The organism is Streptomyces filamentosus, assembly GCF_014654895.1.
Taxonomy (GTDB): Bacteria; Actinomycetota; Actinomycetes; order Streptomycetales; family Streptomycetaceae; genus Streptomyces; species Streptomyces filamentosus.
Genome location: NZ_BNBE01000002.1, coordinates 1490751 through 1517599, shown reverse-complemented (window position 1 = coordinate 1517599; position 26849 = coordinate 1490751). Strand labels below are relative to the sequence as shown.

Annotated in this window: 24 protein-coding genes; 2 read left to right on the top strand and 22 right to left on the bottom strand. The window is 70.4% G+C overall.

The window, feature by feature from the left end:
* Window positions 1-11: 11 nt before the first annotated feature.
* The 21 genes from IE326_RS25700 to IE326_RS25600 all read right to left on the bottom strand — a co-directional run bounded on the left by IE326_RS25700 (window position 12) and on the right by IE326_RS25600 (window position 24672).
* Complete coding sequence (locus IE326_RS25700) at window positions 12-611, bottom strand: phosphotransferase family protein (protein WP_229915619.1); 600 nt, start codon at window positions 609-611, stop codon at window positions 12-14.
* 266 nt (window positions 612-877) lie between these two features.
* Window positions 878-1837 carry a hydroxymethylbilane synthase gene (gene hemC / locus IE326_RS25695; protein WP_190043150.1) on the bottom strand — a complete coding sequence of 320 codons (960 nt, stop codon included), beginning with the start codon at window positions 1835-1837 and terminating at the stop codon, window positions 878-880.
* Between the two features lie 103 nt (window positions 1838-1940).
* Window positions 1941-4316 carry a methyltransferase, FxLD system gene (gene fxlM / locus IE326_RS25690; protein ID WP_190043149.1) on the bottom strand — a complete coding sequence of 792 codons (2376 nt, stop codon included), beginning with the start codon at window positions 4314-4316 and terminating at the stop codon, window positions 1941-1943.
* A gap of 35 nt (window positions 4317-4351) precedes the next feature.
* Window positions 4352-5734 (bottom strand): phosphotransferase, encoded by a 1383-nt coding sequence (locus IE326_RS25685; RefSeq protein WP_190043148.1) that lies wholly within the window; start codon window positions 5732-5734, stop codon window positions 4352-4354.
* Window positions 5731-6579, bottom strand: coding sequence for a class I SAM-dependent methyltransferase (locus IE326_RS25680; RefSeq protein WP_190043147.1), 849 nt, complete (start codon window positions 6577-6579; stop codon window positions 5731-5733). The genes IE326_RS25685 and IE326_RS25680 overlap by 4 nt, the downstream gene beginning before the upstream one ends.
* Window positions 6576-7916 (bottom strand): methyltransferase domain-containing protein, encoded by a 1341-nt coding sequence (locus tag IE326_RS25675; protein WP_229915618.1) that lies wholly within the window; start codon window positions 7914-7916, stop codon window positions 6576-6578. Before IE326_RS25675 ends, IE326_RS25680 begins: the two co-directional genes overlap by 4 nt.
* The gene (locus IE326_RS25670) at window positions 7913-9307 is read right to left on the bottom strand and encodes an MFS transporter (protein WP_190043146.1); all 1395 of its coding nucleotides are present in this window, start codon (window positions 9305-9307) and stop codon (window positions 7913-7915) included. The genes IE326_RS25675 and IE326_RS25670 overlap by 4 nt, the downstream gene beginning before the upstream one ends.
* Window positions 9291-10331: a phosphotransferase enzyme family protein gene (locus IE326_RS25665; protein ID WP_190043145.1), complete on the bottom strand. Its 1041-nt coding sequence runs from the start codon at window positions 10329-10331 to the stop codon at window positions 9291-9293. Before IE326_RS25665 ends, IE326_RS25670 begins: the two co-directional genes overlap by 17 nt.
* Before the next feature lie 74 nt (window positions 10332-10405).
* The gene (locus tag IE326_RS25660) at window positions 10406-11872 is read right to left on the bottom strand and encodes an NUDIX domain-containing protein (RefSeq protein WP_190043144.1); all 1467 of its coding nucleotides are present in this window, start codon (window positions 11870-11872) and stop codon (window positions 10406-10408) included.
* A 70-nt stretch (window positions 11873-11942) separates the two neighbouring features.
* The gene (locus IE326_RS25655) at window positions 11943-13874 is read right to left on the bottom strand and encodes an ABC transporter ATP-binding protein (RefSeq protein WP_190043504.1); all 1932 of its coding nucleotides are present in this window, start codon (window positions 13872-13874) and stop codon (window positions 11943-11945) included.
* A 753-nt stretch (window positions 13875-14627) separates the two neighbouring features.
* On the bottom strand, window positions 14628-16157 hold the full coding sequence (locus tag IE326_RS25650) for an amino acid permease (RefSeq protein WP_190043143.1): 1530 nt from the start codon (window positions 16155-16157) through the stop codon (window positions 14628-14630).
* A gap of 69 nt (window positions 16158-16226) precedes the next feature.
* The gene (locus tag IE326_RS25645) at window positions 16227-17183 is read right to left on the bottom strand and encodes a hypothetical protein (RefSeq protein WP_229915617.1); all 957 of its coding nucleotides are present in this window, start codon (window positions 17181-17183) and stop codon (window positions 16227-16229) included.
* 571 nt (window positions 17184-17754) lie between these two features.
* Window positions 17755-18489, bottom strand: a complete 735-nt coding sequence (locus IE326_RS25640) for a class I SAM-dependent methyltransferase (RefSeq protein ID WP_190043142.1) — start codon at window positions 18487-18489, stop codon at window positions 17755-17757.
* Window positions 18490-18525: 36 nt separating this feature from the next.
* Window positions 18526-19209, bottom strand: a complete 684-nt coding sequence (locus IE326_RS25635; RefSeq protein ID WP_190043141.1) for a class I SAM-dependent methyltransferase — start codon at window positions 19207-19209, stop codon at window positions 18526-18528.
* 65 nt (window positions 19210-19274) lie between these two features.
* Window positions 19275-20642 (bottom strand): hypothetical protein, encoded by a 1368-nt coding sequence (locus tag IE326_RS25630; protein ID WP_190043140.1) that lies wholly within the window; start codon window positions 20640-20642, stop codon window positions 19275-19277.
* A complete protein-coding gene (locus IE326_RS25625; RefSeq protein WP_190043139.1) occupies window positions 20642-21412 on the bottom strand; it encodes a hypothetical protein in 771 nt (256 codons plus the stop codon). The genes IE326_RS25630 and IE326_RS25625 overlap by 1 nt, the downstream gene beginning before the upstream one ends.
* A gap of 39 nt (window positions 21413-21451) precedes the next feature.
* Window positions 21452-22039, bottom strand: a complete 588-nt coding sequence (locus tag IE326_RS25620) for a CYTH domain-containing protein (protein ID WP_190043138.1) — start codon at window positions 22037-22039, stop codon at window positions 21452-21454.
* Between the two features lie 147 nt (window positions 22040-22186).
* Entirely contained in the window at window positions 22187-22486 is a 300-nt protein-coding gene (locus IE326_RS25615) for a hypothetical protein (RefSeq protein WP_190043137.1), read from the bottom strand.
* Between the two features lie 77 nt (window positions 22487-22563).
* Window positions 22564-23073, bottom strand: a complete 510-nt coding sequence (locus tag IE326_RS25610; RefSeq protein WP_190043136.1) for a nucleoside-diphosphate kinase — start codon at window positions 23071-23073, stop codon at window positions 22564-22566.
* 195 nt (window positions 23074-23268) lie between these two features.
* On the bottom strand, window positions 23269-23835 hold the full coding sequence (locus IE326_RS25605; RefSeq protein WP_190043135.1) for an adenylyl cyclase: 567 nt from the start codon (window positions 23833-23835) through the stop codon (window positions 23269-23271).
* A gap of 144 nt (window positions 23836-23979) precedes the next feature.
* A complete protein-coding gene (locus tag IE326_RS25600; protein WP_190043134.1) occupies window positions 23980-24672 on the bottom strand; it encodes an HAD family hydrolase in 693 nt (230 codons plus the stop codon).
* Window positions 24673-24766: 94 nt separating this feature from the next.
* Between IE326_RS25600 and IE326_RS25595 the strand changes: the two genes are divergently transcribed.
* Window positions 24767-25540 carry a DUF5919 domain-containing protein gene (locus IE326_RS25595; protein WP_190043133.1) on the top strand — a complete coding sequence of 258 codons (774 nt, stop codon included), beginning with the start codon at window positions 24767-24769 and terminating at the stop codon, window positions 25538-25540.
* Window positions 25527-25994, top strand: coding sequence for an NUDIX hydrolase (locus IE326_RS25590; RefSeq protein ID WP_190043132.1), 468 nt, complete (start codon window positions 25527-25529; stop codon window positions 25992-25994). Before IE326_RS25595 ends, IE326_RS25590 begins: the two co-directional genes overlap by 14 nt.
* Here the strand turns inward: IE326_RS25590 and IE326_RS25585 are convergent.
* A complete protein-coding gene (locus tag IE326_RS25585) occupies window positions 25982-26545 on the bottom strand; it encodes an HD domain-containing protein (RefSeq protein ID WP_190043131.1) in 564 nt (187 codons plus the stop codon). The two genes, IE326_RS25590 and IE326_RS25585, sit on opposite strands and share 13 nt — an antisense overlap.
* Window positions 26546-26849 lie beyond the last annotated feature (304 nt).

The following is a 26849-nucleotide window of genomic DNA, read 5'->3' as shown; positions in this document are numbered from 1 at the left end:
TCCGGGGGCGGTCACGGTACGGGGACTGGGGAGCCGGTGAGGTGCTCGGCGTGGCGGGCGAGGTGGGGAGCGAGCTCCGGGTGGCCGCCGCGACCGGCGACCTGGAGGAGCTGGGCGAGCGCGACGAGTTCGCCGGTCCGCCCGGCGGGAGTGCCCAGGACGTGGGCGAACTCGGCGCGGATCCGGGCGGCCGTGGCCGGCCGGGTGAGGCTGTACGCGTGGAGGAGCCCGACGTCGAACCCGACGGGCACCTGGCCCCATCCCTCCCAGTCGAGGATGACCAGCGGTGGGCCGGTGAGGTTGGCCCAGTGCAGGTCGCCGTGGCCGGTGGTCCAGGAGATGGCTGCGGGTGTGGGGATGCCGAGGAAGCGGGTGAAGTTGCGGTCGATCCACTGCCGGCGTACGGCTTGGCGGTCGGTTGGCACCGTCGCGGTGGTGGCGAGGGCGGTGCGTAGATCACCCCACCATGAGTTCGGCAGGTTGGCCTCGGAGGTGAAGACGGGGCCGCCGGTCTGGAGGGCCGGTTGAGCGATGTACTCGGAGAGCTCGGCGCGGTAGGCGTGGCCCCTACGGGTCCATTCGCTGACCTGATGGAGGCGGGGCCGTGGCACTGTGCGGGGAAGGGACGCGTCGGCGGAGGCGTTTCCCTCCCATAGCCGGCTCCCGCGTTTGTCCTCGGGCGCGCAGACCACGCGGAGCCACCAGCGGCCAGCCCGGCGGCTGAGAGTGCGGCCCTGCCAGCCCCATGCCTCCGGCCCGCCCGCCCTCACCGCGAACGCCCGGGCCGCGGCTCGGTGTGCCGTACGCATCCGTACTCGGTCGGCCTTCTCGCTGGGCGGCGTGAACACCGCCCGGTCGGTGGGTGGTGCGCTGCGGTTCATGGACGGGCTCCCAGGAGGTGCGCGGCTCCCGCGTCGAGCAGCTGCTGAGCGGCCAGTTGGCCGACGGCGTCGGGGTAGTCGGCGTGACCGGTGGTGGTCGTGCGGATCGGGGTGCCTCCTTCCGGGTCGAGGACTACCGCGTGGACAGTGACGAAGTCGGCTGCCGGGTTGAGGGTGGCGTAGGCGGAGGCGGCGGTCAGGCAGTTGCCGTGGAGGGCGGCGAGGGTGGCGCGTTCAGCGTTGAGGAGGATCCGGGTAGCGGAGTGGGTGAGTGGGGCGAGGACGTTGCCGGTGGCGTGGTCGTCGGTGCGGTGCTCGATGACGACGATCCCGGCGCCGGAGGCGGGTAGCCACACGGTGGGGTCAAAGATCTCGGCGGCGCGGTCGGCGAGGTTGAGGCGGCGCAGACCGGCGAGGGCGGCGATCATCACGTCGGCGCCCAGTACGCCGGAATCCAGGTCGCGGAGGCGGCTGTCGGCGTTCCCCCGGATCGGCACCGCGATCAGCTTGGGGTGGAGGGCTTTGAGGAGGGCGGCGCGGCGGGGAGCGCTGGTACCGACCCGGGTGCGGGGCGGTAGTGAGGCGAGCGTGGCGGGTGGGTGCCCGGCGGGCAGTACCAGGGCGTCGCGGACGTCTTCCCGGGGCAGGACCGCGCCGGTTGAGATTCCCGGCTTGCGGTCGTGGGGGCCTGGCAGGTCCTTCGCGCAGGCGATGGTGGCCGCGACGCTGCCGTTGAGGAGGTGTTCGTCGGCGCGACGGGTGAAGGCGCCCTTGCCGCCGATCTGGGCGAGTGGGCCGCGGTGCTGGTCCCCTTCGGAGGTGATGGTGACGATGTCGAGGGGGACGTGCGGGTACCGGGTGCGGAAGGCATGGGCGAACCGGTCGGTCTGCTCCATGGCCATCGGGCTCGGACGGGTGCCGAGCCGGAGGGAGCGGGTGGAGGGGCTGGCGGTCATGACGGGTGCTGGTCTCCGTGAGCTTGTAGTGCGTGCGCGTTGCCGTGTGGCGGTGAGCTGCGGTCGGGAAGCGCTGTCGATCAGGTGGTGTTGCGCGGCCTGGTCACCTGTCTTCCAGCACCGGTGCAGGTGCGGGGGCCCGGTGGTGCCGAGCCGGACCTGGCAGGTGCCCGTCTCGGCCCGGCCACTGGAACACCAGGCGGCAGTGCTCCTTGTCCAAGACGTGCCCGGCGGGCAGCAGAGCGTCGGGGGTGCCAGCCGGGTGGACGGTCAGGACGGGATCGGCGTGCTTGTCGTTTTCGTCGGCGCGTACGTGGCGGTCCCACGCCCGCACCGTGGCCGCCAACTGCTCAGCGAGCTGCGGGCCCTGCTCACCGAAGGCGTGGACGAACCACTCCCACTCCTTGTCCTCGGGGAGCTCGCCGTGCCGGGTCTGGACGTGGATCAGGTAGGCGAGTGAGGCGTCGCCGACGACGGCCGGTGCGTCCTGGTCCTTCGCGATATCGGTGACGCCCGTGTCCTGGTGGGCGGCCAGCCGGCAGAAGCCAGGCAGGGTGGTGGCTGCGTACAGCTGCAGGGAGCCGAAGTAGGCGCCCGCCCCCATGGTCACGCCGGTGGCGATCTCGTGCCGCGGTCCGCGTAGCGCCTCCCCCAGGCCCGCCGGCTCGGCGGCGTCGCCGTGCTCGAAGCGGAGCGTCAGCTCACCGTCGAGGAGGCCGGTGACGGGAATGGTGCGGGCTTGCTGTCCTTGGTCCCGCACGAAGCCGCAGTACGTGAAGCGCCGGGCCTCCAGCACCTGCCCGCGCCGCTCGAAGGCGATCGCCCGGGTGTAGCCGCCGATCTCCAGCGGCAGGACCAGGCGTCCGCCCTCGGCCAGCTGCTCCCGCCAGGCCGGGGAGATGTCCCAGCAGTTATAGGTGATCACGCTCGCGTCGAAGCCGCCGCGCGGCACGAGGTGTGCGGGGGCGCCGAGGGCCGCGTCGGCCTCGACGGCGGTGACGCGTCCGCTGCCGGCCTCCGTGGTGAACCGGCGGGTGCGGCGTACGACCCACGGGTCGATGTCGACGGTCACCACGCGGCCCTCGGGGCCGGCGATGTGGGCGATGAGTTCGGCGTTGTAGCCGCCGGATCCCGCCTCGAACACGATCGCGCCCGGTGTCAGGCACAGATTTTCGATCATGTCGGCCTGGAGCCAGGCCGCGGACACCGCGCTGATCGCTGTCCCGGTCTCGTCGTGCCGGGTGATGACGGCCCGGTCGCCACCGTCGTACGCGGCCGCCAGGTTCGCTTCCGGGGCGAAGCGGTGGCGGGGCACGGTCCGCAGCGCGCTGCGGACCGGCTCGGAGGGGGCCCAGCCGCCGTCGATGACCGTCTTGGCCATCGCGTGGCGCAGCCGGCCGGCTTCGGCCGGCTCACCTGGTACGGCCGGCTGGTCGACGGCGATGGGATAGGAGGCTACCGGCGGTAGGTCGGGAATGACCGCGGGCCAGACGGCGTCCAGCGCCTGCGCGGCAGGGGTGAAGATGTCGCCGACGCAGGCGAGGGCGTGCAGATCATGCCACTCCCACCGGTCGAACAGCCTCGGCTCACCGTTGGCCAGGACTCCCGTCCAGGCGGCGATGCGGACGACCGCCGTGAGTCGGGGGATTCCGTGGCTGTCGTCGACGAGCATCATCACCACGTACGCGTCACCCGGCTCGGCGACCAGACCTGTCTCCTCGGCGAGTTCGCGCACCGCCGCGGCGGCGAAGTCCTCCGGGCCGGTGGTCTTGCCGCCGGGCAGCTCGAGCATTCCGCGCCGGGACTGGCCGAGCAGCACCCGGCCGGCATCGTCGGTGACGACGGCGAGAGCGCCGGTCAGGGCATGGCCCGTGGTCGGCCTCTTCTCGACGGCCCGGGCGTCGGCGTGGCAGGGACCGCGCAGGACCAGGAAGGCCAGGCCGTCCGCGTCCAGCCGCTCCACCGCCTTCCAGCCAGCGGAGAGCAGGGCGATCTCGTCATCGTCCAGGGCGATTCCGCGCCGCTCCTCAGGCGTGGTCTCCACCACCGGTGTGATGACGACGAGAGCGCCGCCGTCCCGCAGCCGCTCGCCCAGCCCATGCAGGACGCGACCGCGGTCCTTCAGGAACGGGTACATCAACCGCATGACGACCAGGTCGTACCCCTCCTCGTCCAGCGGGGCCGGGTCGTCGCGCTCGACGTCCAGATGCAGCCAGTGCACGCCCTCGACGTCGGCGTGCTCCTCGCGGGCCCGGGCGATCGCGCTGCCGGCGAAGTCGACGGCGTCCACGGTGTAACCGAGGGAGGTGAGGAAGACGCTCATTTCCCCAGTCCCGCACCCCACGTCGAGCGCCCGGCCATCGCCGCCGGGGGCGGGGGCGTACTCGGCGAGCAGCTCCCGCTCGCGCTCACCGACCTGCCGGAAGTTCTTGCCGTCGCTGTAGTGCTTGTCCCACTGATCGCGGGCCGTGTACGTCAACGTGCTGCTCCTCAAATGCGTAGGTGCGGTGGTGGTCAAGGGCGTTGCGCGGCACGGAGCCGGGCCAATGCGCGGCGGCCGCGCTCCACCAGCTCGGGATCGCCGTGAGCGGCGCCGTAGGAGATGCCGGAGACGGCGTCCAGCACGGACAGGATCGTGAACTGGGCTTCTTCCGCCGGGGTGAAGGAACGGCCGTAGCCGTCCATCACGGCCTGAAGGAGGTCGGGACGGCCGTGCCACGCATCGGACAGCCGTACGAAGTCGCGTACCGCCAGACCTTCCTCCGAACGCTCGAAATCGATTACATACAAGGCGCCGGCGTCCTCGTCCCAGCGCAGATTGCGTAGCTGGAAGTCGCCGTGCGTGGGCACCACATCCGAATCGGGCAGGTCGGCGGCCTTCTCGGCCATGGCGCGGACGAACACCTCATCCCTGGGCGCGAGATGGAGCCGAGCTCCGTCCAGGTGCCGCTCCAGATTCCCCAGGGGCAGCGTGCCGGAGGCCGGCCGGGACGGGGCGCTTGTGTGGATGGCCGCCGCGAGCTGCCCAATGCGGTGGAAGATCCGACGCTGCTGCTCAGGCGGGTACGTGGCGCCGTGCAGGGAACGGCCCCCCACGGCAGTGAGGACCACCGCCCGAAGGCCCGCGTCGGCGGCCACCAGGCGGGGTGCGGCCGCGCCGAGGGCGGGGACCCAGCCACGGAGGGCCGTCACTTCGCGCTGGTAGAAGCGCTGGTTCTGGTGGATCTTGACGTACCACTCGCCACCCTCGGCAGCGCGCGCCCGCCAGACGCGGCTTTCCTCACGCGCCCAGGAGACGTCTGTCCAGTCAGCGATGCGGCCCACCGCCTGCTCAGCGAAGTCGCGCACGGCATCCTCCGGGACGGCGTCGTGGCTGCCGTGGTCTGGGACCAAGACGAGCCGGTCGACTGCCGGGTCGTAGGCGATCGGATCGCCGGGCTCCTGGAAGTGCACGCCCATGCGTGCGTCGGCCCGATAGGCGTCCAGCCCCGCCCGGCAGTACGCGACCATTGGCTCCGGCAGCTCGTCGAACGAGAACCAGCCCATGGCATCGCACACCTTGTGTTCCGTGACCTGCGGGGTGCCATGCCAGCGTCGCACCTCGAAGAACATTCCGACGCGTGCTCTGCCGCCGGGTGAGCGGTGGTGAACGGTGACGGCCGCGCGGACATCGGTCGGGTCGACCACGACGCCGGTCTCCTCGCGGGTCTCGCGCACCAGTGCCGTGACCATGTCCTCCCACGGGCCGTCCAGATGTCCGGACGGAAGGTGCCAGCAACCGGCGGCGTAGACGTCGCCCGCCCGTCGAGAGAGCAGCACCTCGTGCCCCGCTGTGCCGTCGCGCACCGCAATCAGGTGGACGTCGAGCGGCTCGGTGTGCCGCTGGCTGCCGGTCATGCGTCACCGCCAGGCCGGCGGGCGAGCAGCACGGTGAAGACCGCATACTCCTTCAGGACACCGCCGCGGGCATGCGCGTGGAGCAGCTGGAGTGCCTCGGCCTCGAAGTCCTGCTGGCGGTCGGCGAACAGGGCGGCGCGGGCGAAGCTCGTGGTGCGCAGGTAGCCGAGGACGTCCTCGGGCGCCCAGGAGCGGGCGATGGGGAAGCTGTGTTCGGCCACGTTGCTGAACGCGGAGTCGGCGAGGTCGTCCTCGTAGGAACGGGGTGGCCCGGTGTACGTACCGTGGGTGCCGGCGCGCCGGTCCGGGCCCAGGAAGGTCTGGATCAGCTCCCGCAGGGCGGCCGTCCAGTCCGCTTGGTGGGTCCAGAGGCTGCCGTCTCCCATGATCGCCACAACGGCATGCGGCGCGGCCACCCGGTCCGCCATCCGCAATACGGATGGGCGGTCCATCCAATGGAAGGACCTGCAGCAGGTGATCAGACTGGGTGCCTGGTTGGGCCGGGCGGGAACGAAGGTGTGGGCCTCACCAGTGAAAGCGGCCACTGTGCACGCGCCGCGGACCGGCTCGAGCGCGGCGAGGGCCTGGTGGAGCATCTGCAGGTTCACGTCGACCAGGTCGATGTGCACCAGCCGGTGCAGAACGGGCCGCAGCGCGAGGGGCACCTGGCCGGTGCCGGTCCCCAGGTCGAGCAGGACAGGGTCGGGCACACCATGCTGAGTGGCGGCCAGGAGGCGGACCGCCGCGTCCGGCAGGCCGGGACGGTAGCGGGCGTAGCCAGCGGCCGCCGTGCCGAACAAGCTGTTCTCCGAGGAGGAAGCACTGGGGACTTGAGGGTGGGTCATCGTGTCTCTCCGTTGTCACAGCGTGGGGTGGGCAGGAGCCAGGACAGGGCGCCGCTGTCGGTGGTCACCCGCTGCGTGCCGTCGGCGCCGATCTGAAGCCGGTACGTCTGTGGTGATCCGGCAGCTCGCCAGCGGCTGGCGATGTCCTGGATCTCCGCCCAGATGTCGCGAGGCCCCGCCACGGTGACGTCCCAGCGGCGGTAGCCGGCCGGACGCACCCGCATCCACGAACCGCACTCAGGCGCCCCGATCGTCAGATCCTCGGCGCCGAAGTGCCGGACCAGCCCGGGGAAGTGGTGATCCAGGGCCAGCCACAGGCCCCGCGCGGTGTCCGGCGGGGGCTCCAGTCGGGTTCGTTGGGTCCAGTCGCCGCGCGAGGTGGCGATACGGTCGCGGAACTTGCGTGAGAGGAACAGCCGGTCGAAGCCCCACCCTCCGCGGTGCCCGAACTCCACCGCGACCAGCGTGCCCTCCACCGCCCCGGCTAACGTCCTGGTGACCACAGCCAGGTCCGGCCAGGACGGCGACGAAGTTCCCAGAGTCATCAGCGCCCGCCCGCCCGGCGCGAGCTGGCTCACCAGGGCAGGCGGGACCCGGGGCACGGCGAAGGACACGAAGATCCGGTCGTATGGCGCGGTCTCGGACCATCCTGCGGTGCCGTCCCCGGTCCCCACGGCGGGCCGGTAGCCGAGCTCCAGCAGCCGGGCCCTTGCGGCCTCGCTGACGTGGAGGTCGACGTCGACGGTGACAATCCTGTCGTGGCCGCACACGAAGCACGCCACCGCGGCAGTGACCGCCGCTCCTGTGCCGACGTCCAGTACCCGTTGCCCCGGCCGCAGGTCCAGCCTTTGGAGCAGGTCGGCGGTCATGCCCATGGTGCTGGACATCGCGGTCATGGCGCCCCCGGAGCGCGGCCCGGGGATCCGGCCGAGGACCGGCTCGCCGTCGTGCTGGATTGCCACGCTGTCCCCGCTGTAGAGCAGACGCAGCAGCTCGTCCCTGTCGTCCGGCCGCGCCCAGTCCAACGCATCCCAGCGCGGCGGCGTCTCGTCGGGCGCCGAGCGCCGCACGTACGCCTGCGGCATCAACATCTCGCGCGGCAGCGCCAGCAGGGCCTCACGTACGGGACCGGGCCCCACGTCACCACATTCCTCCAGCCGGGCCACCATCGCTGCCCGGGCGGTCGTTGCCTGGGAGTCGTCGACGGCGGACTCCGGATCCGTGCGGGGTGCTACAGACGCGGTGTGGTGCGACGGCACGGTGATCTCCAGGGGATCTGGCGGTTCGGGAGGAGCGGAGGACACGACCGCTGCCGCCGCGTTCGCTTCCTCGCTCACGCCACATCACCGCCCCGTGAGCTGTTTTGCCAGGCGTCGTCAGTACATGCGGGCTCCGGCACGGCTGGGCTGGATGGCGGGGGCGCGAGCGGGGACTGCGCACGGGCGTCGGCTGGGCCGGCCGGTGGGTCCGGCATCTGTCGCAGCGCGCGTAGCGGGGACCAGGCGAGGACGATGAGGGGGACGAGCAGCAGGGATGTCCCGACGGTGAGTGCGGGCCGCACACCGATCCAGGTTCCGAGTCCTCCGGCCAGCAGCGCGGCCACGGGGCGGGCGCCGGACGTCAGCCAGGTGCTCACGGCCTGCATCCGCGCCTGCATCTCGGTCATGGTGATGATCTGACGAATCGATCGCTGGGTGGTGCCCGCGGCACCGGCGCAGGCCAGCTGCAGGAACAGCGCGGCACCGATTGCGATCTGCCAGCCGAGGCCGGGGGAGGCGAGCAGCAACGGCAGCTGGGTCAGAGGGGTGATGGCGAGCGCGGCCAGCATCATCGGTCCCGGGCCGTGCCGCCGGGCCAGCGCGGGGGCGGCGAGCGCCCCGGCTGCCGCGCCCAGCGCACCGAGCCCCAGGACTAGGCCGAAGGCGGTCGCGCTCATCGCGAGGGACCTCAACAGGTACAGCGCCCACAGGGTGTTCAGGAGCCCGAGGGCGAAGGAGGTTGTGGCGTTGACCAAAGTCAGGGTCCGCAGCCGTTCGTCACCGTGCACGTACCGCAGACCTTCGCCGATCTCGTCGCGCAGTCGGCCACTCTGCGGGCGGTCGCGTTCGGGTTCGCGGGCCTGGATGCGGGCGGTGCATCCGGCGCTGACCAGGTAGGAGGCGACGTCGCCGAGCAGAGCCCGGGCGGGGCCGAGCACTGCGGTCAGCAGGGCGCCGAGGTGGCTTCCGCCGGTCGCGGCGACCGCGAACAGCGCGCCCACCCGGCTGTTGCTCCGCTGGATCAGGGACCGATCGACGAGGCTGGGCAGGAGGCTGATGGCCGCAGCGTCGTGCAGCACTCCCGCCGCTGCCTGGACCACGGCGACGATCATGAGTTGTGACAGCGTCAGCCTGCCGAGCGCGGCCGACACCGGGATGGTGGCGAGCACCGCGGCGCTGACCAGGTCATTGCTGATCATCTGCCGGCGCTTGGAGTATCGGTCAGCGAGCGCGCCGGCGTGCAGGGCGAGCAGAGCGGGCGGGAGCTGCCCGAGGAACGCCAGCCACGCGACCTGAGCGGTCGTGGCGTCCAGGTGGAGCACGGCCAGCACCGGCAGCGCCATCTGGGTGATCGAGCTGCCGGCCACGCTCGCGGTCTGGCCGGTCAGGTACCGGCGGAAGTCGCGGTGCCGCCACAGCGAAGCTCCGGAGGGAGCGGGTGGGGCGGGGGGCTCAGCGCAGGACGTCACGAAGCACCTCCTCGGCTTCTTCCAGGCGCTCCCACAGCACGCCCGCGGCCTCGTGCCGGGCGCGCCCGTACGCCTCAAGCGCCGGCGTGACCGCGTCCGGGTCGTTCAGCGGCTCGGACAGGGGATAGACCGAGCAGGCCAGGTACCCGGCGGCGACGCGAGGCACGGCGAGGAGATCTTGGGCCAGAAGGTGCGGGTTCGCCGCCCGGTAGGCGCCGACCGCACGGGCCAGGCCCGGGACCCATCCGTCCGGGTGGGCCAGCACGGTGCGCGGGTCAAGCACAATTCGGCCGAGCTCCCAGGCGGCACTGCGATGCCCCGGGGGCCGGAAGTCGATCACCGCTGCGACCCTCTCACCGCGCAGCAGCAGATTCGGTGAGGCCAGGTCCCCGTGCACGACCTGCGCCGTCAGCGTGACCGGCAGCTTCTCCAGTCGGGCCGCCACATCGGGAAGAGCGGCAAGCCGCTGTTTCGCGGTCTGAGCGCACCAGGCGTCGAACCCTCCCGGAGCCGGCGGTGCGGCGGACCAGCGGGCGAGCAGCTCCTCCAGCCGCCGTCCGGCCCGCGCGACGTCGCAGACCTTGCGGGCCGCAACAGGGCGCGGTGGCCCGGCAGGGTGGCGGGCCAGGGCCCGGTGCAGACGGCCCACGGCCTCGCCCACCGCATCCCACCGGCCACCGGACAACCCGCCCTCGGCCGTCTCCGCGTCCGCGACGTACTCCGCCACGGACACCGACAGCGCGCCGGCCGACGCGATCACCTCGTCGGACACCGACCGCCGCACGGCCGGCACCGGAACCCCGGCCGCCCTGGCCGCCTCACCCAGGGCCAGCGCCTGCTGCTCCTCGGCCAGGTCGGTCCCACGGGGGTACGCCTTCACGAACCACCGCACGCCTTCGCGGTCCTCGGCCAGGTAGTTACGGGTCGCCGTTCCCGCCGGGCCCTCGACGACCGCGGCCGGCGTGATCCGATACAGCAGCGCCAGGACCCCGGCCACGGCCGTGACATCGGACTCGGCACTCATCCCGGCACCCCCAGCGGCCCCGGCCCGCGGACAGACAGGGCGCGCCCCGCTCCCGGTAGGCGTGCTCACGCCGTTCACCAGCCCAACTGGGAGTAGACGCGGCCTTCGGCGATGCCTGCCAGGGCCGTCCGGGTGTAGGAGACGAGCCGGTCCGGGAGCTCGTGGGGTGGCCACCACTTCCAGGCCAGGCACTTGTCGGTCTCCAGGACCTTCGGCTCTCCTTTCCAGCGGCGGGCGCGGAACACGAGCTGCATCAACGGCGGTCCGCCCGGGGCGTCGACGACGTGCACGATGTGTGCGAGATCCACGTCCGCGGGGTCGATGACCAGACCGGCTTCCTCCCGCGCCTCTCGCACCAGGCACGCGACCGCGGACTCCTGTTCGCACTTGCCTGCCAGGTAGTGCCAGGTGTTCCCGGCGAAAGCCGAGTTGGGGTGGCGCAGGCCCAGGAGCACCCGTCCGTCGTCGTCCTCCAGGTGGAGGTGGACGCCGATGCCGTTGAGCACGGGCCGGCTGCCTCCCTCGTGCAACGGAGTGGTGGCGCCGGGCGCACCGCCCGGAGGGTTCTCGGCCGCGTGCCGGCGGATGAGGTCGCGCGTCGCGGGGCTCAGGCGGAGCCGGTCCAGTACGTCGGGGGTGACCCAGCGCAGCAGCACGCCCTCGTGCAGCCGGAGCCGGTCTGGGTCGCCGCGCCAGATGCCGGTGAACACCTGGATCGGGACGCTGAGGCCGTCGACGCTGGTGGCCGTCTCCACGGCGTACGGCTTTACGTCCTCCAGGAGGAGGTCGGGGACCTCCTCGGACAGCTCCCGCAGCAGCGTGCTCTCAAGGTCCTGGTCGACGTGCGTGCGGCCGCCGCCGAGCAGGGCGAACGCTCCCGGCTGCCAGATGACGCCGGGCTTGTGGTCGCGCAGATGGAGCAGGTACCGGCCCCGCCCGTCATGGATCAGGGCGGACGCGTTCACCGGCTCCGGCTGCCCGTCCAACTCCGTCTGGATGAGCTTTGCGCGCAGCGTTGGCGAGGCGACGTCCGGCACGGCGATCCACTGGACGCCGGACACCTCCTCGTCCTGCAGGGTGATCGCCGGCGGCTCGTCGCCGGCGAGGTGGAACACGTAGCGGAAGTCGTAGTGCCGGTGAGCTGGTTCGTCCTTCGAGGGATTGGCGTCGATGTCGTGGACGTCGATGTCGACCGGGGAGCCGAGCGTCTGCCGGGTCAGGCACAGGGCCCCGGGCGCGATCCCGGCCTCCTCCGCCACCTCACGCAGCGCCGTGGCGAGCAGCGTGCGGTCCTCGGGCTCGATGTGGCCGCCGGGGGCAAGCATCAGGCCGGTGACCCGGTGCCGGATGTGCAACACCCGGCAGTGGCGGTCGATGATGACGGCGCTGCACGTGATGTGGCCGGGCAGCGTCGTGCGGGCGGTCACGTCGACGGGCAGGTCCAGGGCGGCGAGCAGCCCGGCCAAGGCATCACGCTCATCAGGGTGGCGGCCGAGGTACGCCTCGATGGTCTTGCAGATCGAGGAGGAGCTGGGGGGCATGAGCGTCGTCTCGCCTTCGACGTAGGGGCGGGGTGCTGCGGGGCCGGGCTGGTGGAGGTCGCGTAGGTGGTCAGCTCGCCGTCTCGTGGTCGGGCGCCTGGGCGCTGCGGGGGCCTGGAAGCATGTCGGCGGCGGGCGCGAGTCCGTACTGAGCGGCCTGGGCGGAGAACATCCCCTGGTACAGGCCGCCCTCGCGGGCCATCAGGTCCTCGTGGGTGCCGTCCTCGACGACGCGCCCCTGATCGAGGACGTAGATGTGGTCGGCGTTCATGGTCGCGGCGAGCCGGTGGGTGACGAGGACGACCGCGTGCCCTTCCGCGGCCAGGGACCACAGCCCCTGGAACGCGGCGATTTCCGCATGGGGATCGAGCGCCGACGTCGGTTCGTCGACCAGCAGGAACGGCGCCTGCCGGTACCTTGTTCGAGCGGTCCCCAGTTTCTGCCACTGTCCGCCCGAGAGCTGGACACCCCGCTCGTAGCCCTTGAACACGATCGAGTCCCAGCCGTGCGGCAGGCCCTCGATCAGGTCGAGCACGCCCGCCTCGTTGGCGGCCTGGCGAACGCGGTCCATGTCCCGTGGACGGTCGCCGATCCCGATGGCCACGTTCGCGGCTGCCGTCATCTCCCAGCGCGGGAAGTCCTGCGCCAGCAGACCCACGGCGCCGAAGACCTGGGAGCGGTCCGCCTCACGAAGCTCGACCCGCTCGCCCGACTCACCCACCCACCACACGTCCCCTTCGGAGGGCAGCAGCACTCCGGCCAGCACCTTCGTGAGCGTGGTCTTCCCCGAGCCGTTCGCACCCACCAAGGCCGTCACCTTCCCCCGGGGAACCCGCACGCTCACACCCTTCAGCGAAGGACCATCGGCCCCCGGGTAGGTGAACGACACGTCCTCCGCCAGCACCTCCCGAGTAGGTGTGGGCAGCGGCGCACCGGCGGACGGGATGGCGTTCTCGCCTGCCACCTTGATGGCGTCCTCGGTGTCGGTGAGGAACAGCAGCTCCTCGTACAAGCGGTTGACCTGCTGTACCAGTGACGTGAGCCGTGCCGTCGAGGTGCGGATGGCGATCACCGCCGTGCCGCCGACGGCGAGCGGCAGACCACCGGTCGCCAGGAGCCACCACAGCACCCCGTAGCAGGCCAACGACGCGAGCCCCGCGAAGCCGCCAGCGATCAGGTCTGTGGAAGCCTGTGCCCGGGCCAGGCGCCGCTGCTCCGCCTCCGTCTGCCTCGACATCTCCTCGTAGCTGGACAGCAGCTTGGTGCCAGCGGCGTGTACACGGATCTCCCCGGCGGCGTGCGGGCGGGTCAGGTAGGCGAGCAGGGAGGCGATCGCCCTGCGGTGGTCGACCCAGTTCAGGCGGGAGAGGTACTCGCGGCGCGCGGAGCGGACCGCTCCCCATCCCTTGGGGAGGGCGATGGCCAGCAGCATTGGCAGCAGCGCCCAGTGCAGCGCCGCGAGTACGACCGCGGCCGCCGCCATGCCGATCACGACGCTGCCCACGCCGACCGAAAGCCGCAGCATGCTGCGGGCCGAATCCGTGCCGAACTTCCCTGCCTCCAGGACCCGCTGGACCTCCGGTCGCTCGGTCGCCTCGACCTCGACGTGGGTGACGGCCGTGTAGTACCGGGCGGAGACCGCCCGCTCTACCTGCGGCTCCAGCCGGCCTGACATGGCTGTCGACCACGCCGACAGCACCGCGGTCGCCACCGCTGTGACTGCGAGCACGGCCAGCGACGGCAGGGCGTCGCGGAGCTTGTCCGCGGTCGGACCGTCGGCGAACAGCTGGGTGAGGACGCTGTTGACCGCCACCAGCCCCCAGCCCGTCGTCAAGCCCTGCCCGAGCTGGGCTGCCACGACCCCAGCGAGCGCCCGCCGGTCCGTCTGCCAGCCGGTGCGCAGCACCATGCCCACCATGCGGGGCAGCGCCGCTGCCATGTGCCCGAAGCCCAGTCGGGTCAGCGGCCCTTCGTGCCGGACGTAGGACTGGTCGTAGCGCAGCCGGCCGCCGTACAGCTCGCGCTCGGCGTCCGAAATGTTGGTCGCGGCCGTCGCGGCTGCCTTCGACGGGTCCTTGGTCTCGTCGGCGCCTGGTTCGACTTGCGTCAATGTGTTCCCTCTCGGAGGCGTGGTGGTGGCGTCGGCGTGTCCAACGACGCCGCCGCGATTTCGAACACGTGTCTTTCGGTCGGGTTGCGCACCCCGGGGTTCAGCGGTTCTTCGAAGGTGCGCAGTGCACCGACCCTTGCCGCGCAAGAGCGCGTCGGCGGGGGCGGGTTGGCCGAAACGCCGATGCTCGGTCGTTGCGGCTGTAGGCGGTCAGCAGGAGCGCTGCGAACGCCTCACTTTGGTTGCCCGAAGCGGCTGGCAGGCGACCCGGACGTCTCCTGTGTCCTGGTGTTCAGAGCGGAAGCCGCCGCCAACACGTCGGCACCAGGAGTTGGTGATCTTGTCTGGTGCAGGTGACAGGTGCCAGCAGCGGGGAGGGTTCATATGAGCGACGGCAGCTTCCCGCTCTGCCAGTGGTCGAGCCAGAAGGCGATGGCGGATGCCTCCTGGTCTTCGATGGAGCGGTCGTGCAGCAGGGCTCCGTGGGGGGGTGGTGATGTGTCCCCGGCCGAGAGTGGGACGCTCCCGGCCGGGGCCTGGTCATGGGGCGGCAGCCGTCAGTCGCTTCGCGTCCCGCTTGGTGTTGCCGAGCAGTTCCCCTTCTTGACGTCGATCACGGGGGGCGAAGGCGGCTGACCGTCGGCGTCAGGCAGAAGTCCTCTCCGACCTGCCGATGGGCTGGGCCATGTCGTTCTTCGGATGCTGCGGGTTGAGGAACCACTTGCGGGCGGAGACGAGCCACCAGGTGCCGGCGAAGGCGAGCACCACGCCGACCGCGACAGGGGAGTAGTTGAAGGTGTCGACGGTCACCGGGGCGGACTGCGGCAGCATGAACAGGACAGTGATCACGGCGACCCACGCGACGGCGAGCACGCCGACGGGCTTGGACCAGCGGCCCAGGTGCCAGGGGCCGCGCTGGAAGAGCTCTCCCTGGCGGAGGCGGAGGAAGGTGGGGATGACGTAGGCGATGTACAGGCCGATCGTCGCGATCGACGTCACGGCCGCGTAGGCGGTGCTGTTGAAGAGGTAGGGCAGGCCGAGGACGAATGCGCCGCCGGCGGCCAGCCAGACCGCGTTGGTCGGCGTACGTGTCCCGGGGTTGAGCTTGTGCCACACCGTGGAGAAGGGCAGCGCGCCGTCGCGGGAGAAGGCGTAGATCATGCGGGAGTTGGCGGTGACGGAGGCCATGCCGCAGAACAGCTGGGCGCCGATGACGACGAGCAGCATCAGCTTGCCCGTGCTCGCGCCGAGCGCGTCGAGGAAGATCTGCGCGGGAGGCACTCCTGTTCCGGACCCGAGGGCGCCGGTGTACGACTGGATGGCGAAGGTCAGGCCGAAGAGCAGGACGAAGCCGGCGGCCCACGAGACGAGGATGGACCGGACGATGCCCTTCGGCCCTTCGACGGAGGCGTTCTTCGTCTCCTCCGTCATGTGGGCGGACGCGTCGTAGCCGGTGAACGTGTACTGGGCCATCAGCAGGCCGATGAGAGCGACGTAGACGGCGGAGCCCCAGCCCGTGTTGTTGACGAACTCGGTGAACACGAACCCGGGGGACTGGTGCCTGCCGGGCACGGCGAGCAGCGCGCCGACGATCACCACCACGCCGATCAGGTGCCACCAGACGGACACGGTGTTGAAGAAGCCCACGATCCGCACGCGGAAGGTGTTCACGAGGGCGTGGAGCAGCAGGATGAGGCCGAAGAGGACGATCGTGTGGCCGGGCGTGGCGGCGTAGCCGAATTCGAGGTTCAGGTACGCGTTGAGGAACGAGGCGGCGCCGAAGTCGATGCCCGCGGTGACGGCGACCTGCCCGAGGGTGTTGAACCAGCCGGTGAACCAGGCCCACGCGGGAGCGGACCTGCGCGGGGCGAGTTTGTGGGCCCAGAAGTAGAGGCCGGCGGACGTCGGGTAGGAGGAGCAGACCTCCGCCATGGACAGCCCGACGAAGAGGGTCATCAGGCCGACGAACGCCCATCCCCACATGATCAGGGCCGGCCCGCCGGCGTTCATGCCGAACCCGTACATGGTCAGGCAGCCGGACAGGATGCTGATGATCGTGAACGAGACGGCGAAGTTCTGCTTCCCGGACATGGAGCGGTCCAGGGTCTGGGTGATGCCGAGCTCGGCGAGGCGCTCCTCCTCGGAGGGAGTCACGCTGGGTATGTCCAAAGGCATAGGGGTGCCCTCTCAGGGTCAGTGATTTAGGGGATTCGGCGCCGCCCGCGGACACGAGCGGCGCGCTGATCAGCGCCGATGCGGGTACGGTGCGGACGCTTTCACCGCCCAGCCGCGATGCCGCGAGAACAGCGTCCGGGCGTCGCCGCAGTAGCTCCACGGCACATCTGTGGCGTACGGGCCGATGGCGTCGAAGACCTCGGCGGCTTCCCGATGCCGGTTCGCGAACGACAGGGCGTGGGCAAGGTAGTTGGCGTCCTCGTGGAAGCCGGCGTGCAGGCGGGTCGGGGCCCGGTAGGCCCACCAGTTGTCCCACGCCTGCCAGGTGGAAGGGTTGTCGGTCCACGGATGCACGGTCAGCCCGTATCGATGCCCGTCCTTCTTCATCCGTTGCCGGTGGGACTCGGCTAGGGCGACCAACGGGAGGACGTGCAGCGGCAGGCCCTGGGGCGCTTGCGCGCACCGCTCCTGGGCCCAGTGGAACATCTCGCCGCCCGTGCCGTGCCAGGCGGGGAACATGTAGGTAAGCAGCTCGTGGTGCGCCTCGCGGCTCCACCGGTCTCGTTGCTCCACCTGCTCCCACACCTGCCGTACGGTGGCCCGCCAGGCCGGATCACGGTCAGGAGAGTGGAAGCGGAGCAGCGCGAGCATGACGATGTACGGCGACGGGTCCGGCGGCAGGGCGTCGGCCGCGGCGTCGCACGCCTCCCACGCCCGTTCCATCGCCTCGCTGCGGCCACGGGCCCGGCCGTCCGCCATCGATCGCAGGGCCTGAACATGGGCGAGCAGGGCAAGAGCGTGCGGCGAGCGGGGTTCGGCCTGCGCCCAGGTGTCCGCGAAGGTCAGTCGCACTCCGGCGCGGGCGAGGACCTGGAGCCGGAAGACCCGCCGGTCCCAGTCCGCGCCCGTCGCGGCCAGAAGCTCCCGGGCGCCTTCCCAGCGACCCATCGCCGCGTCCTCGACCACCTTGCGCAGCGGGCCGTCGTCGAACGCCGGATTCCGGTCAAAGGCGGGGCGGGGGCTCACCGCTGCCTCACTCGGCCAGCCTCGGACGAGTAGGACAGCGCAACCGCATACGAGGCAGGGATGCCGACTGTCACCTTCGTACCTCCGGAAAGGGAGTCCACCCGCTGGGGCGGTAATGGGGTTGGGGACGAACGACTCGCGGGACGGCGTGAGCAGCCTTCTCGACATGAGCGCGGCTCTGGCCGGGCGGGGGTCTAACGGCCGCGCAGGAACCGGCCTTGGCCGAGATGCTTGCCTGTTCGCCGTGCGTGGGGTGGTTCGGCGGCTGAGGGCTCGTCCTGCCACAGGAGCCAGCCGCCGCGTTGCCGAGGAGGATGGACTGCCGGACCAGCTATTGGAGCGTGTTGATGCACGGCTTGCAGGCGCACATCGGTGCTTGGGGGTGGCGATGGTTGCCGGGCCGCTCCAGAGAACGCGCGTCCCCCTCCGCCCGCAGTAGAGCCAGCCGAAGCCGCCCGACGTGTTGGCATCGTCCGTGGCTGCCGGGGCCGGACGACCGCCGCGGGCGAGGTCGGCGATGTCGGGGGATCACCGATGTCGTAAGGCGAGTTCCGTAAGCACGTCAGGCTGCCTACTTGGTCGCGACGACGTAGACACTCGCCCACTGCCGCTTCGGGTTGGCCACGCTCGGGTCGAAGCTCCAGGGCTCGACAGCGGCGAAGCCGACCTCGGTGAAGAGTTGGCTGAGCTTTTCAAAGTCGTAGGCCCAGTAGTGCGGGTTGTACGTGGGGTCGTCGTCCTGGTCGCGGAAGACGTAGTTGATCAGGTCGAGGTAGGTGTTGATGTCCTTGCGGCAGTCCCGCTTGGCGTACCAGCGGGCGATCATCTCCTCGGCCTGCTCCGGGCCGGCCGGGTACTGGCTGAGCACGAAGGCCGCGTCCGGGACCCCGGTGATGAGACGGCCGCCGGGCGTGAGCACGCGGAACGCCTCGCGGGCGTAGGTCTTGGCGGAGCGGGGGTAGTCGATGTGCTCCAGGAAGTGCTCCGAGAAGATCTCCTGGGTGCTCTCGTCGGCGAGAGGCAGGCCCTCGCGGACGTCCCACAGAAGGTCGGCCGGCGGGACGATGTCGATGTTGAAGAAGCCGTCGATGCGGTGACCGCCGCCGCCGATCTGAACCTTGGCGGGGCTGGCCTGGAGGACGCCGTCGGGCAGGCCAGCGAGGCTGGCTCGGTGGTGGCGGTGCAGCTCGGCCTCCTTGGCGGCCGCCCTGAGCGTGCGCGCGAGGCCGTGCGTGGTCGCCGGGGAGGCGAGGGCGAGGGCGAGCTGGTCGAGGAGAGATGCTATCTGGGCGTCGTGCGTGGCCATCGTGTCTCACTTCCTGGGTCGCCAGTGATGGGTGGTTCAGGTCGTGCGGGTGGCGAGCTGCTCGATCCTCCACAGCCCCAGACCGTTGCCCGGGTGGTGTCGCCCGTTGTCGGTGAAGTCGGTGTCGAAGTGCTCGATGGGCGACGGGAGGTGGAAAGGGGCCGCCTGGAGGTTGAGCGGGCGCCAGTGGCCGTCCGTGGTGTCGCGGTTCTCCGTCAGATCCGTGTACGTGGTGGCAAGGAGGTAGGTGGAGCCGCTGGCGGCGATGCGGGCGAGGAACGCCAGGACCTCGTGATGGGTGAGGTGGACCATGCAGTCGCGGGTGAGGACGAGATCCGCGGCCGGGATCTCGTCGCGGCTGAGGTCGGCCTGCTGGAAGGACATCCGCTCGCTGCCGTACCGCTTCTGGTTCAGCTCGACGAGGTCAGGGACGACGTCCAGGCCGACGTACGCGTCCAGCCGGTCGAAGCCGTCGACGTGGCGGATCCAGTTGACGTCTCCGCAGCCGGCGTCCGTGATCGTACGGATCGGGTACCGCGCCAGGACGGATGCGAGGGCGCCGCGGACCGCTTCGGTCTGTCGCAGCTCGGATCCGGGCCCGGAGACCGACTCCGGCGATCCCCAGTGGTTGGTGCGGAAGACTTCGGTAAAGATCTCCTCGGCGGTCTGGGTGGGGGCAGGCCAGGCGCGGGTGGGGCTTGCGTGTTCGTGGGTCGACATGCCTCTCCACTTCGGCGGGTTGAGGGGGGCAGGGGATGGTGCTCTGCGGTGCAGGTCGGCACGGATCAGCGGCTGTTGTTGCGCATGAGCGTGTACTTGATGTCCACCAGGCGCGGGGTGATGGTCAGGGCGAGTTCCTCGACGGGGTGGAGTCGTCCGTGGTCGTCTTGCTCCGCCCGCCAGACGCGGTAGTCGAGATCCGGGTACGCGGGGTTGATGCCGATCTCGCCCTTGGGGATCGTGCCGTTGAAGGGCGCGATGATGTCCATGTGGTTCCAGTAGTTCCACGCCTGGAGCGCCTTGTGCTGGTCGTAGTAGAAGTAGAAGTCCGGGTACCGGCCGAAGGTCCGGAGCTCGCGGTGGATGAGGTGGCCGAGGAGCGGTCCGAGCTGGGTGGAGAGGCCGTCGAACTCCCAGCGGGTGCGGTGCCAGGCTTCGGGGATCTGGCCGGGGGTGAAGAGGCGGGCCGCGACGAGGTGGCTGATCCGCTCGGTCAGGTAGGCGCGGGCGTGGCGCGCGTCGAGGCTCGGGTCGATGCGGGCCAGGAGCGTGTCCAGGCCGGTGGGAGAGGGCCGGAACTTCGCGAGGTCGAACCTGCCGGCCATATCCGGGAAGGACGCGAACAACATGTCCTTGTAGAGCCAGTTGTTGAACTCGCCGTGCTCGGCCCGATCGCGCGTGTCGTTCGTGGTGGAGTGCAGCATCAGGTACTCAGCGAGTGCCTCGAAGTACACGTAGCCGAGTATCGGTAAGCGGGGGATCGTCTCGTCCAGCAGCCGGAGGAAGTTTTCCGGCAGGACCGTGGCGCCCTGGTGAGCGATGGCAGCCGCCAGGGCGAGCAAGGGCGCGGAGTTCTTGATCCGGCTGACGATCGTCTCGCGCAGTTGATGGCGCTCGGCCTTGGAGAGCAGGTACTCCAGGCGGCTGTAGATCTGCAGATGGATCGAGCCGAGACGGAGGTAGTCCACGCCGGCCAGACCCCTGTACACCTGCGGCGGGAGGGAGACCTCGAAGATCAGCGGGGTCGGCTCCCGCTTCGGAGCGCCGGCCTTCGCCACGAAGGCCGGGGCCTCCTTGGTCAGGATGTACTCGCCGAGGTTATGCATGCGGAATCCGTGCTCGGAGGAGGTGAGGGGCGCGCAGTAGACGCTGCCGACCAGGCAGCCGCCGGAGGGGTACAGCGTGCCGTGCTCGCTGATCTGCTCCAGAGCGTGCGTGACGTGGAGCAGGTGGAGCTTGTTGCCCGTCGCCAGAGCCCGGAACATCGCGTTGTCCCGCAGGAGTCGGCCGTTGGGCGTGTCGGCCAAGCGCTGGTCCCAGGACGCGGTCTGCGAGGCGAGCGGGTCCTGACTGTCGGTGGGGCTGGGGATGAGGGTGGTGTCGAAGAAGGAGTGGGCGTCGGCCCACTGCTCATAGGCGTCGAGAAAGTCCATCAGCCGATCAGCTCCATGCTCGCCAAGCTGGTGAGAACGGCTTCCGCGCTGTCGGTCCCGGCCAGCCACGCGGACTCGGATCGGACGACGAGCTCGAAGGCGGTGGGCTGGAGGATGGTGAACGCCCTGGAGCGGACGCGGGCGGGGTCGGGCCACCAGGTGAGCTTGGGCAGGCGGTATCGGTCCAGGGCGTCGGCGGCCTTGAGGAGGTCGGTGATCGTCCTAGTACGGGCGTGGTCGGCGTGGTCGTCCGGCGAGAAGTGCTCGTACGGCAGGTCGTGGAGCCGGACGGCCGTGCCGGCGGCGGTGAGGCGGCTCGGCGTCGCGGTGAGGCCGAAGTGGTCCCAGACCGTGCCGGCGTTGTCCGTGAGCCAGATGGCGGCGCGGGCGCCGTGGCCGGCGTCGTCCTTGTCGTGGAGCCGGCGGCAGTCATGGACCGCGGCGGCCAGGACGAGGGTGGCGGTGTCGTCCTCGCCCAGGTCGGTGGCCTCGGCGAGGAGGGCGGCCATGGCGGCTGTGCGGACGGCGTGCCGGATGCCGTGGAGGGAGTCGTGGCACCTGGCCTCGGCCAGCCAGTCGGCGGGCAGGGCCGCGCAGGTCACGAGCTGTCGCGAGCTCGGTCTCAGGGTGGGAGGAGGCGGGCCGTCGGGGAGGTCCGGCCGGTTGGCGGCGATCCAGCGGACGGTGGCGGGATCGGTGTACTGGTGGTGCGGGAGCTGCTTGCGCGCGGCCAGCTCGACCAGACTGTCGGCCGGCAGGGTCGTGCTCATCGGGCCCACCTCCTCATGGTGGTCTGCGACAGCGGATGCCTAGCTGGCGGTGGCGGCGGTCGCCGCCTCCTTCTCCCTGCGCTCCTGCTCGGCGGCCTCGAAGGCGGCCGTGAAGTCGGCGAGCTCCTGTTCGGTCATCAGATGGATGCCGAGCTCGTCGGCGACACTGCGGATGCGGGCGGTGGCCTCCTCCTGGGCGGTGGCGCCGGCACCCTCGTCGAGGAGGACCTCGAACTCGGCGTGGTGCCCCCACGCCTCGCTCCACTTCACGGCGATCTCGACCCCGCGGAAGCGGAAGTTGTGCCGCTGGTTGAACGCCTGGTGCATGGTGTCCTCGAAGCCGAGGGCGTTGAAGATCCGCACGGCGGCGGGTACGTCGTCCCGGGCGATGGTGAACTCCGTCTCGGGGAAGGCGGCGCCCTGGCCGATCTTGCTGGCCTTGAGCGTGATCTTCGCGGAACCGGCGGCCGTGTTGTCGGTGACCTTCAGCAGCTGGTCGGGCAGCACGTAGAAGTAGATGTTCTTGTCGTCGCAGCCGAGGTCCTCGGCCTCCGCCGTGAGGCGGGCGAGGAGCTTCTTGTACGTCTCCTTGTCGAACCGGGCGCGCATCTCGATCTCGATGGCCACAGGGGCTCCCTTCTGGAATCAGGCATGGGGGATCCGCCCGAGCCGCCCCGCGCATGGGGCTGGCTCGGTTGGATGTGATGTGTGGTTGGTCAGCGGCCGACGGGGTGCGGCCCGTCACCGGGTGCCGCACCGCCGCCGGGACGTACGTCAGTCGAAGTCGCCGAAGCGGTCGCGCAGGACGCCCTCGTGCAGGTAGTTCGGCAGGAGGACGCCGCCGACGGCCACCCTCTTGGTGGCGACGTCGCCCTCGGTGTCGCTGGGGAAGCCGGCGAGCAGGGTCAGGCACTGCCTCGCCCACTCGCGGGACTTGTCCCAGTCGCCGGTGTCGCGGTTCCGGATGGCGAGGGCGAAGGCAGTCTCCGCCGCGGCCCAGCGGTCGGTGGCCAACTCCTGCTGGAAGATGCTCTCCAGCTCGGCTGCGGAGGCGACGCGGGTCGGGATGGTCATGGGTCTTCTCTCCTACGTTGGTGCTGGGTGGTGTTCAACGCGTCGACTGCCGAGAGGTGACCTCGGTTCGTCCGGGGTCAGTACGTGAAGATCTCCGCGAGGGTGCGGTAGTCGTGCAGCTCGTCCTTGTCGAACCAGAGCGCCACCTCCTGGTCGGCCTCCTCCTTGTTGCCCGAGGCGTGCACGAGGTTCGCCACAGCCTTCCCGGAGGCGGCGCTGGCACCACGGCTGTAGTGCGAGAAGTCGCCCCGGATGGTGCCGGCGGGAGCCTCGTTCGGGTACGTGCTGCCGACGATCTTCCGTACGGTCGCGACCGCGTCGAAGCCCTCCAGGACGAGCGCGATGACGGGGCCCTGCTGCATGAAGGTCGCGGTGAGGTTGTAGACCTCCGGGCCGAGCCGCTCCTCCAGGTCGAAGTAGTGGCGCCGCGTGAACTCGGCGTCCATCTGCTTCATCTTGACGCCGACGATCTTCAACGCCGCGTCCTCGAACCGGGCGATGATCTTCCCGCCGAAGCCGCGGACCAGAGTGTCGGGCTTGAGAAGGACGAGCGTGCGCTCCACGGTGTTCTCCTGATCCTGGGCCATCGATTCCCTTTCAGCTTTCAGGCAGGCCGGATGGCGGGCGCTCCGCGCCTCGCCCGCCCGAGATTACCGGTGCTGTAACCCCGTTTCGCGCAAGGCAGTTGAGCGATAGAAGGCTTATCGGCCAAGTGGCCGAGACCATCGCCCAATGGGGGCGTCCCGTCAATGGCGGGCCCGGCTGCTGTCTCTCGTCCCAGGTCACGTCGCAGGGGCATGGGCGGTATCGGCGAAGAGGAGGGTGGGCTCGACCAGTACATTGCGCTTGGTCGCGGTCAGGTAGATCTGCTCGATGCTTTCGGGCTGGGCGTCGCCGAAGTCGAACCCGATCAAGGCTGAAGCCTGCCGGACGGACGGCTCGTCGGGGCCGGCGACCGCGACGAGCACGGGGAGGTCGGGCCATGCCTCGATCGAGAACGCGGCTTCGCCCCGCTGCCACTCCTCGCGGAAGTGCTCCTGATAGCGGGTCTCGCGCAGACCCAGCTTGCGAAGGATCTCCACCGCGGCCACGCGGTCGGACACCGAAGTCTCGAGGGCAGCGCTGCCTTGGAGCCCCGAGGAGGTACAGGACGGGCCCAGCGCGAGGCTGACGTGAGTGCCCTGACCGCATAGGCGCAGGCAGAGGCTGGGGTCCAGCACCTCCCCGTCGAAGATCCAGCACGTACGCAGCGCCCAGGGGAACCTCTGGACGGCCTCCACCCGGCTGAGCCTGGTGCGGATCTCGGCGGCGTCGATATCCAGAAACCGGACTTCGTACTCGCGCTTCATGGCCCCCTTCTCCCATCGTGAGGCGAGCGACCACCCGTTCGAGCGATCACAGGATTGCGATCCGTGCTGAGACAGATGATGGGAGAGGAGAAGGGGACACCGTCACCGCGTCTGCGGACGCCAGGCAGGACGTCCTGGGACGTTTCACCGTCGCGTGGCGCGCTCCAGCAAATCCAGCACCCGAGAGGTCTCGGACAGGTCCCTCAGGACCACCGAGGCCCCCGCCGCTCGCAGCTCGGCTTCGCTGTGGATGCCGGACGCGACCGCGATGACCTGCGAGCCGGTCGTGAGCGCGGCTTCGACGTCCCGAGGCGTGTCACCTACGAGCACCACCGGAACGTCCTCGCTAACCCCTCGGAGCCGGCGCGCCCGCTCGTGAGCTACTTCCACGAGGTCCGGTCGCAGATCCGCGTCGGCGCCGTACGCGCCCACGGACAAGTCGAGGAGCGTGTCGAGCCCGAAGGCGGAAAGCTTCACGACGGCGTTGGCCGCGATGTTCCCCGTCAGAACGGACGAGATCCAGCCAGGTCGGTCAGCCGCTGCAGCGAGTGCCTCCTGCACCCCAGGCAGGGCGCTCCCGCGACGGCGCAGATCCTCCTCGCGCCCTTCCCCGGCCTTGGTGAGAGCCGCTTCCACGACGGCCCAGTTCGGCACGGGGACACCGTGCCGGACAAGCAGCTCCCGCATGATCAGGCGATCTGTACGGCCCTCCGTCCGTGCTGGCCCGTCCGGATCCTTCCCCGCGAGGAGGGAGAACGCGGTCGCGTAGATCTCCTTGCTCACCCCGGCGTTCTCGATGAGTGTGTGGTCGATGTCCCACAGAACAATGAGCTGCATGGCGCCAGCGTAGGGAGACGGTGGAGAGCGGCCCGGTAAGGACGTCCCAATACGTCCTTGCCCTGCCTCCCCAGCTCAGGCTTGCATGACCAGCGTGAACGAGCGACTGCATTCCGTACTCGCCCAGCGGGGCGTCTCGATCGAGTCGCTCGCCGAGATCTGCGAAGTGGACCCCAAGACGGTAGGTCGCTGGCTCGGCGGGCGCGTCCCTCACCGGCGCCACCGATTCACCGCGGCCCAATACCTGCGCGTCGAGGAGTCCTTCCTCTGGCCCCCGCAGCAGTCCCGGGCGACGCGGGCCGCGCCGGCTTCCGACGGTGAACTCGTCGGCACCTACCTGAACCGGGCGAGCGTGCCTCGGGAGATGTGGATCTCACTGCTTCGGGGAGCACAGAAGGAGATCAGCGTCCTCGTGTTCTCGGGCACCTTCTTCGCCCAGTCCAACCCCGACGTGGCCCGGATGCTCGCCGAGCGCGCGCAAGCCGGCGTCCGTGTACGACTGTGCTTCGGCGACCCCAACGGCGGGGCGGTCGCAGTACGGGGCCGGGAGGAAGGGATCGGCGACACGCTCGCGGCGAAGATCCGCGCCTCCCTGACCTACTACCGTCCCCTTCTGGGCAAGCCGGGGTGCGAGGTCCGACTGCACGACACCACCCTGTACACCTCGCTCTTCCTCTACGACGAGAACCTGCTGGTCAACCCACACGTATGGGGACGCCCGGCCAGCGCCAACCCGCTGCTCCACCTCAGACAGGGCACCGAAGGCGGCTGGTTCGACAACTACGCTCAGAGTTTCGATGCCGTCTGGGCCGGCGCACGGCCGTGGACACCCGACCAGGAGGGGACCGCCGCACATGGGCAGGACTGAGTACTACAACGACCCGAACGCTCCCAAGGCCAACACCCTCATCCCCGCCAGCAACCTGCTGGTCGTCGATGACAGTGGCGCCATCCTGCTCCAGCGCCGCCGTGACACCGGGCAGTGGGCACTGCCCGGCGGCGCCCAGGACATTGGCGAGACCGCCGCCGAGTGTGCGGTACGCGAGTGCCTGGAGGAGACGGGGATCGTCGCCGAGATCATCGGCTTCCTCGGCGTCTATACCAACCCGAACCACATCGTGGCGTACACCGACGGTGAGATCCGCCAGCAGTACGAGAACACCTACATCGGCCGCCCCGTCGGCGGCGAGCCGACAGTCAACGACGAGGCCGACGGTGTCCGCTTCGTCCAGCCGGCCGACCTCGACCGGTACGACATCCACGCCAGCATGCGCCAGCAGATCGGCGACTACCTCGCCGGTACCTACCCCTACCTCGGCTGAGCCGCCAGCGCGGCCTCCACTCGCCCCGCGGCGCCGAAGATCTTCGGCGCCGCGCGGCGGATGAACCGCCCGACCACGCTGTCATCCCCGTAGCGGCCAAGGATCTCCGCGACCCGCTCCTCGGCGGTGGTCCGTCCGCCGTCGGGGGTCGTCGTCATGTCGCAGTACACGAGCGCGTCCACCAGCAGCGGCTCCTCCAGCAAGGGGAACTCGGTCGCGAGCTCCTGCCGGAGCCCTCGCTCCTCAGCCTCCATGAGCGCGAACGAGTGGTTGGCAACCAGCCGCGTCAGCCTCGCGTCGGCCCCGTGCTCGCCCCGAAGGAACCGCGCTCCGTCTAGTGGGTGGAACCCCGTTATGGCCAGCCGCGGCGCGTACCCGACGTCGTGCAGCGTGGCGGCAGCAACGAGGAGGCCGGCGTCCTGGCCGAGAACCTGACTTACTTCGACTGCGCGCTTGGCCACTCCCTGTGTGTGCGCCCACCTCCGCGGAAGCGTGCTGCTGAGCTCGGCCTCCGCGACCTGCGTCGCCCATTCCTCGGTCAGATCACCCATGCGAGCTCTCTGCCCGGCGCTTGGCCCGCACAAGCCTGGCCAAGGCTGTACTTCGTCTCGGCTCCGGCTGGCAACGGCGCAGCGGGAGATCAGTGATGCATGGAAACGGCGCTCCTGCCGTAGCCCCCCACCGGCGGCTTCCTGCGCCCTCACGCAAGCGGCAGCGCGGGGCCATCACTGACATGCGATGGCCGAATCTGTATCTGACCAGCGGGAACCCGGTGATCACGCTCGAAGGTAAAGATCTTCAGGAACCCCACTCCCCCTCTTGTTGTCAGTCCTGCCCTCTAAGATTCATCCAGCG

What these genes read in the sequence shown, in the direction of transcription:
- hemC (WP_190043150.1), bottom strand. Translation starts at nt 1,837, where the DNA reads ATGACCGCCAGCCCCTCCACCCGCTCCCTCCGGCTCGGCACCCGTCCG.
- IE326_RS25685 (WP_190043148.1), bottom strand. Translation starts at nt 5,734, where the DNA reads ATGACCGGCAGCCAGCGGCACACCGAGCCGCTCGACGTCCACCTGATT.
- IE326_RS25680 (WP_190043147.1), bottom strand. Translation starts at nt 6,579, where the DNA reads ATGACCCACCCTCAAGTCCCCAGTGCTTCCTCCTCGGAGAACAGCTTG.
- IE326_RS25665 (WP_190043145.1), bottom strand. Translation starts at nt 10,331, where the DNA reads ATGAGTGCCGAGTCCGATGTCACGGCCGTGGCCGGGGTCCTGGCGCTG.
- IE326_RS25660 (WP_190043144.1), bottom strand. Translation starts at nt 11,872, where the DNA reads ATGCCCCCCAGCTCCTCCTCGATCTGCAAGACCATCGAGGCGTACCTC.
- IE326_RS25650 (WP_190043143.1), bottom strand. Translation starts at nt 16,157, where the DNA reads ATGCCTTTGGACATACCCAGCGTGACTCCCTCCGAGGAGGAGCGCCTC.
- IE326_RS25640 (WP_190043142.1), bottom strand. Translation starts at nt 18,489, where the DNA reads ATGGCCACGCACGACGCCCAGATAGCATCTCTCCTCGACCAGCTCGCC.
- IE326_RS25635 (WP_190043141.1), bottom strand. Translation starts at nt 19,209, where the DNA reads ATGTCGACCCACGAACACGCAAGCCCCACCCGCGCCTGGCCTGCCCCC.
- IE326_RS25630 (WP_190043140.1), bottom strand. Translation starts at nt 20,642, where the DNA reads ATGGACTTTCTCGACGCCTATGAGCAGTGGGCCGACGCCCACTCCTTC.
- IE326_RS25625 (WP_190043139.1), bottom strand. Translation starts at nt 21,412, where the DNA reads ATGAGCACGACCCTGCCGGCCGACAGTCTGGTCGAGCTGGCCGCGCGC.
- IE326_RS25615 (WP_190043137.1), bottom strand. Translation starts at nt 22,486, where the DNA reads ATGACCATCCCGACCCGCGTCGCCTCCGCAGCCGAGCTGGAGAGCATC.
- IE326_RS25610 (WP_190043136.1), bottom strand. Translation starts at nt 23,073, where the DNA reads ATGGCCCAGGATCAGGAGAACACCGTGGAGCGCACGCTCGTCCTTCTC.
- IE326_RS25605 (WP_190043135.1), bottom strand. Translation starts at nt 23,835, where the DNA reads ATGAAGCGCGAGTACGAAGTCCGGTTTCTGGATATCGACGCCGCCGAG.
- IE326_RS25600 (WP_190043134.1), bottom strand. Translation starts at nt 24,672, where the DNA reads ATGCAGCTCATTGTTCTGTGGGACATCGACCACACACTCATCGAGAAC.
- IE326_RS25590 (WP_190043132.1), top strand. Translation starts at nt 25,527, where the DNA reads ATGGGCAGGACTGAGTACTACAACGACCCGAACGCTCCCAAGGCCAAC.
- IE326_RS25585 (WP_190043131.1), bottom strand. Translation starts at nt 26,545, where the DNA reads ATGGGTGATCTGACCGAGGAATGGGCGACGCAGGTCGCGGAGGCCGAG.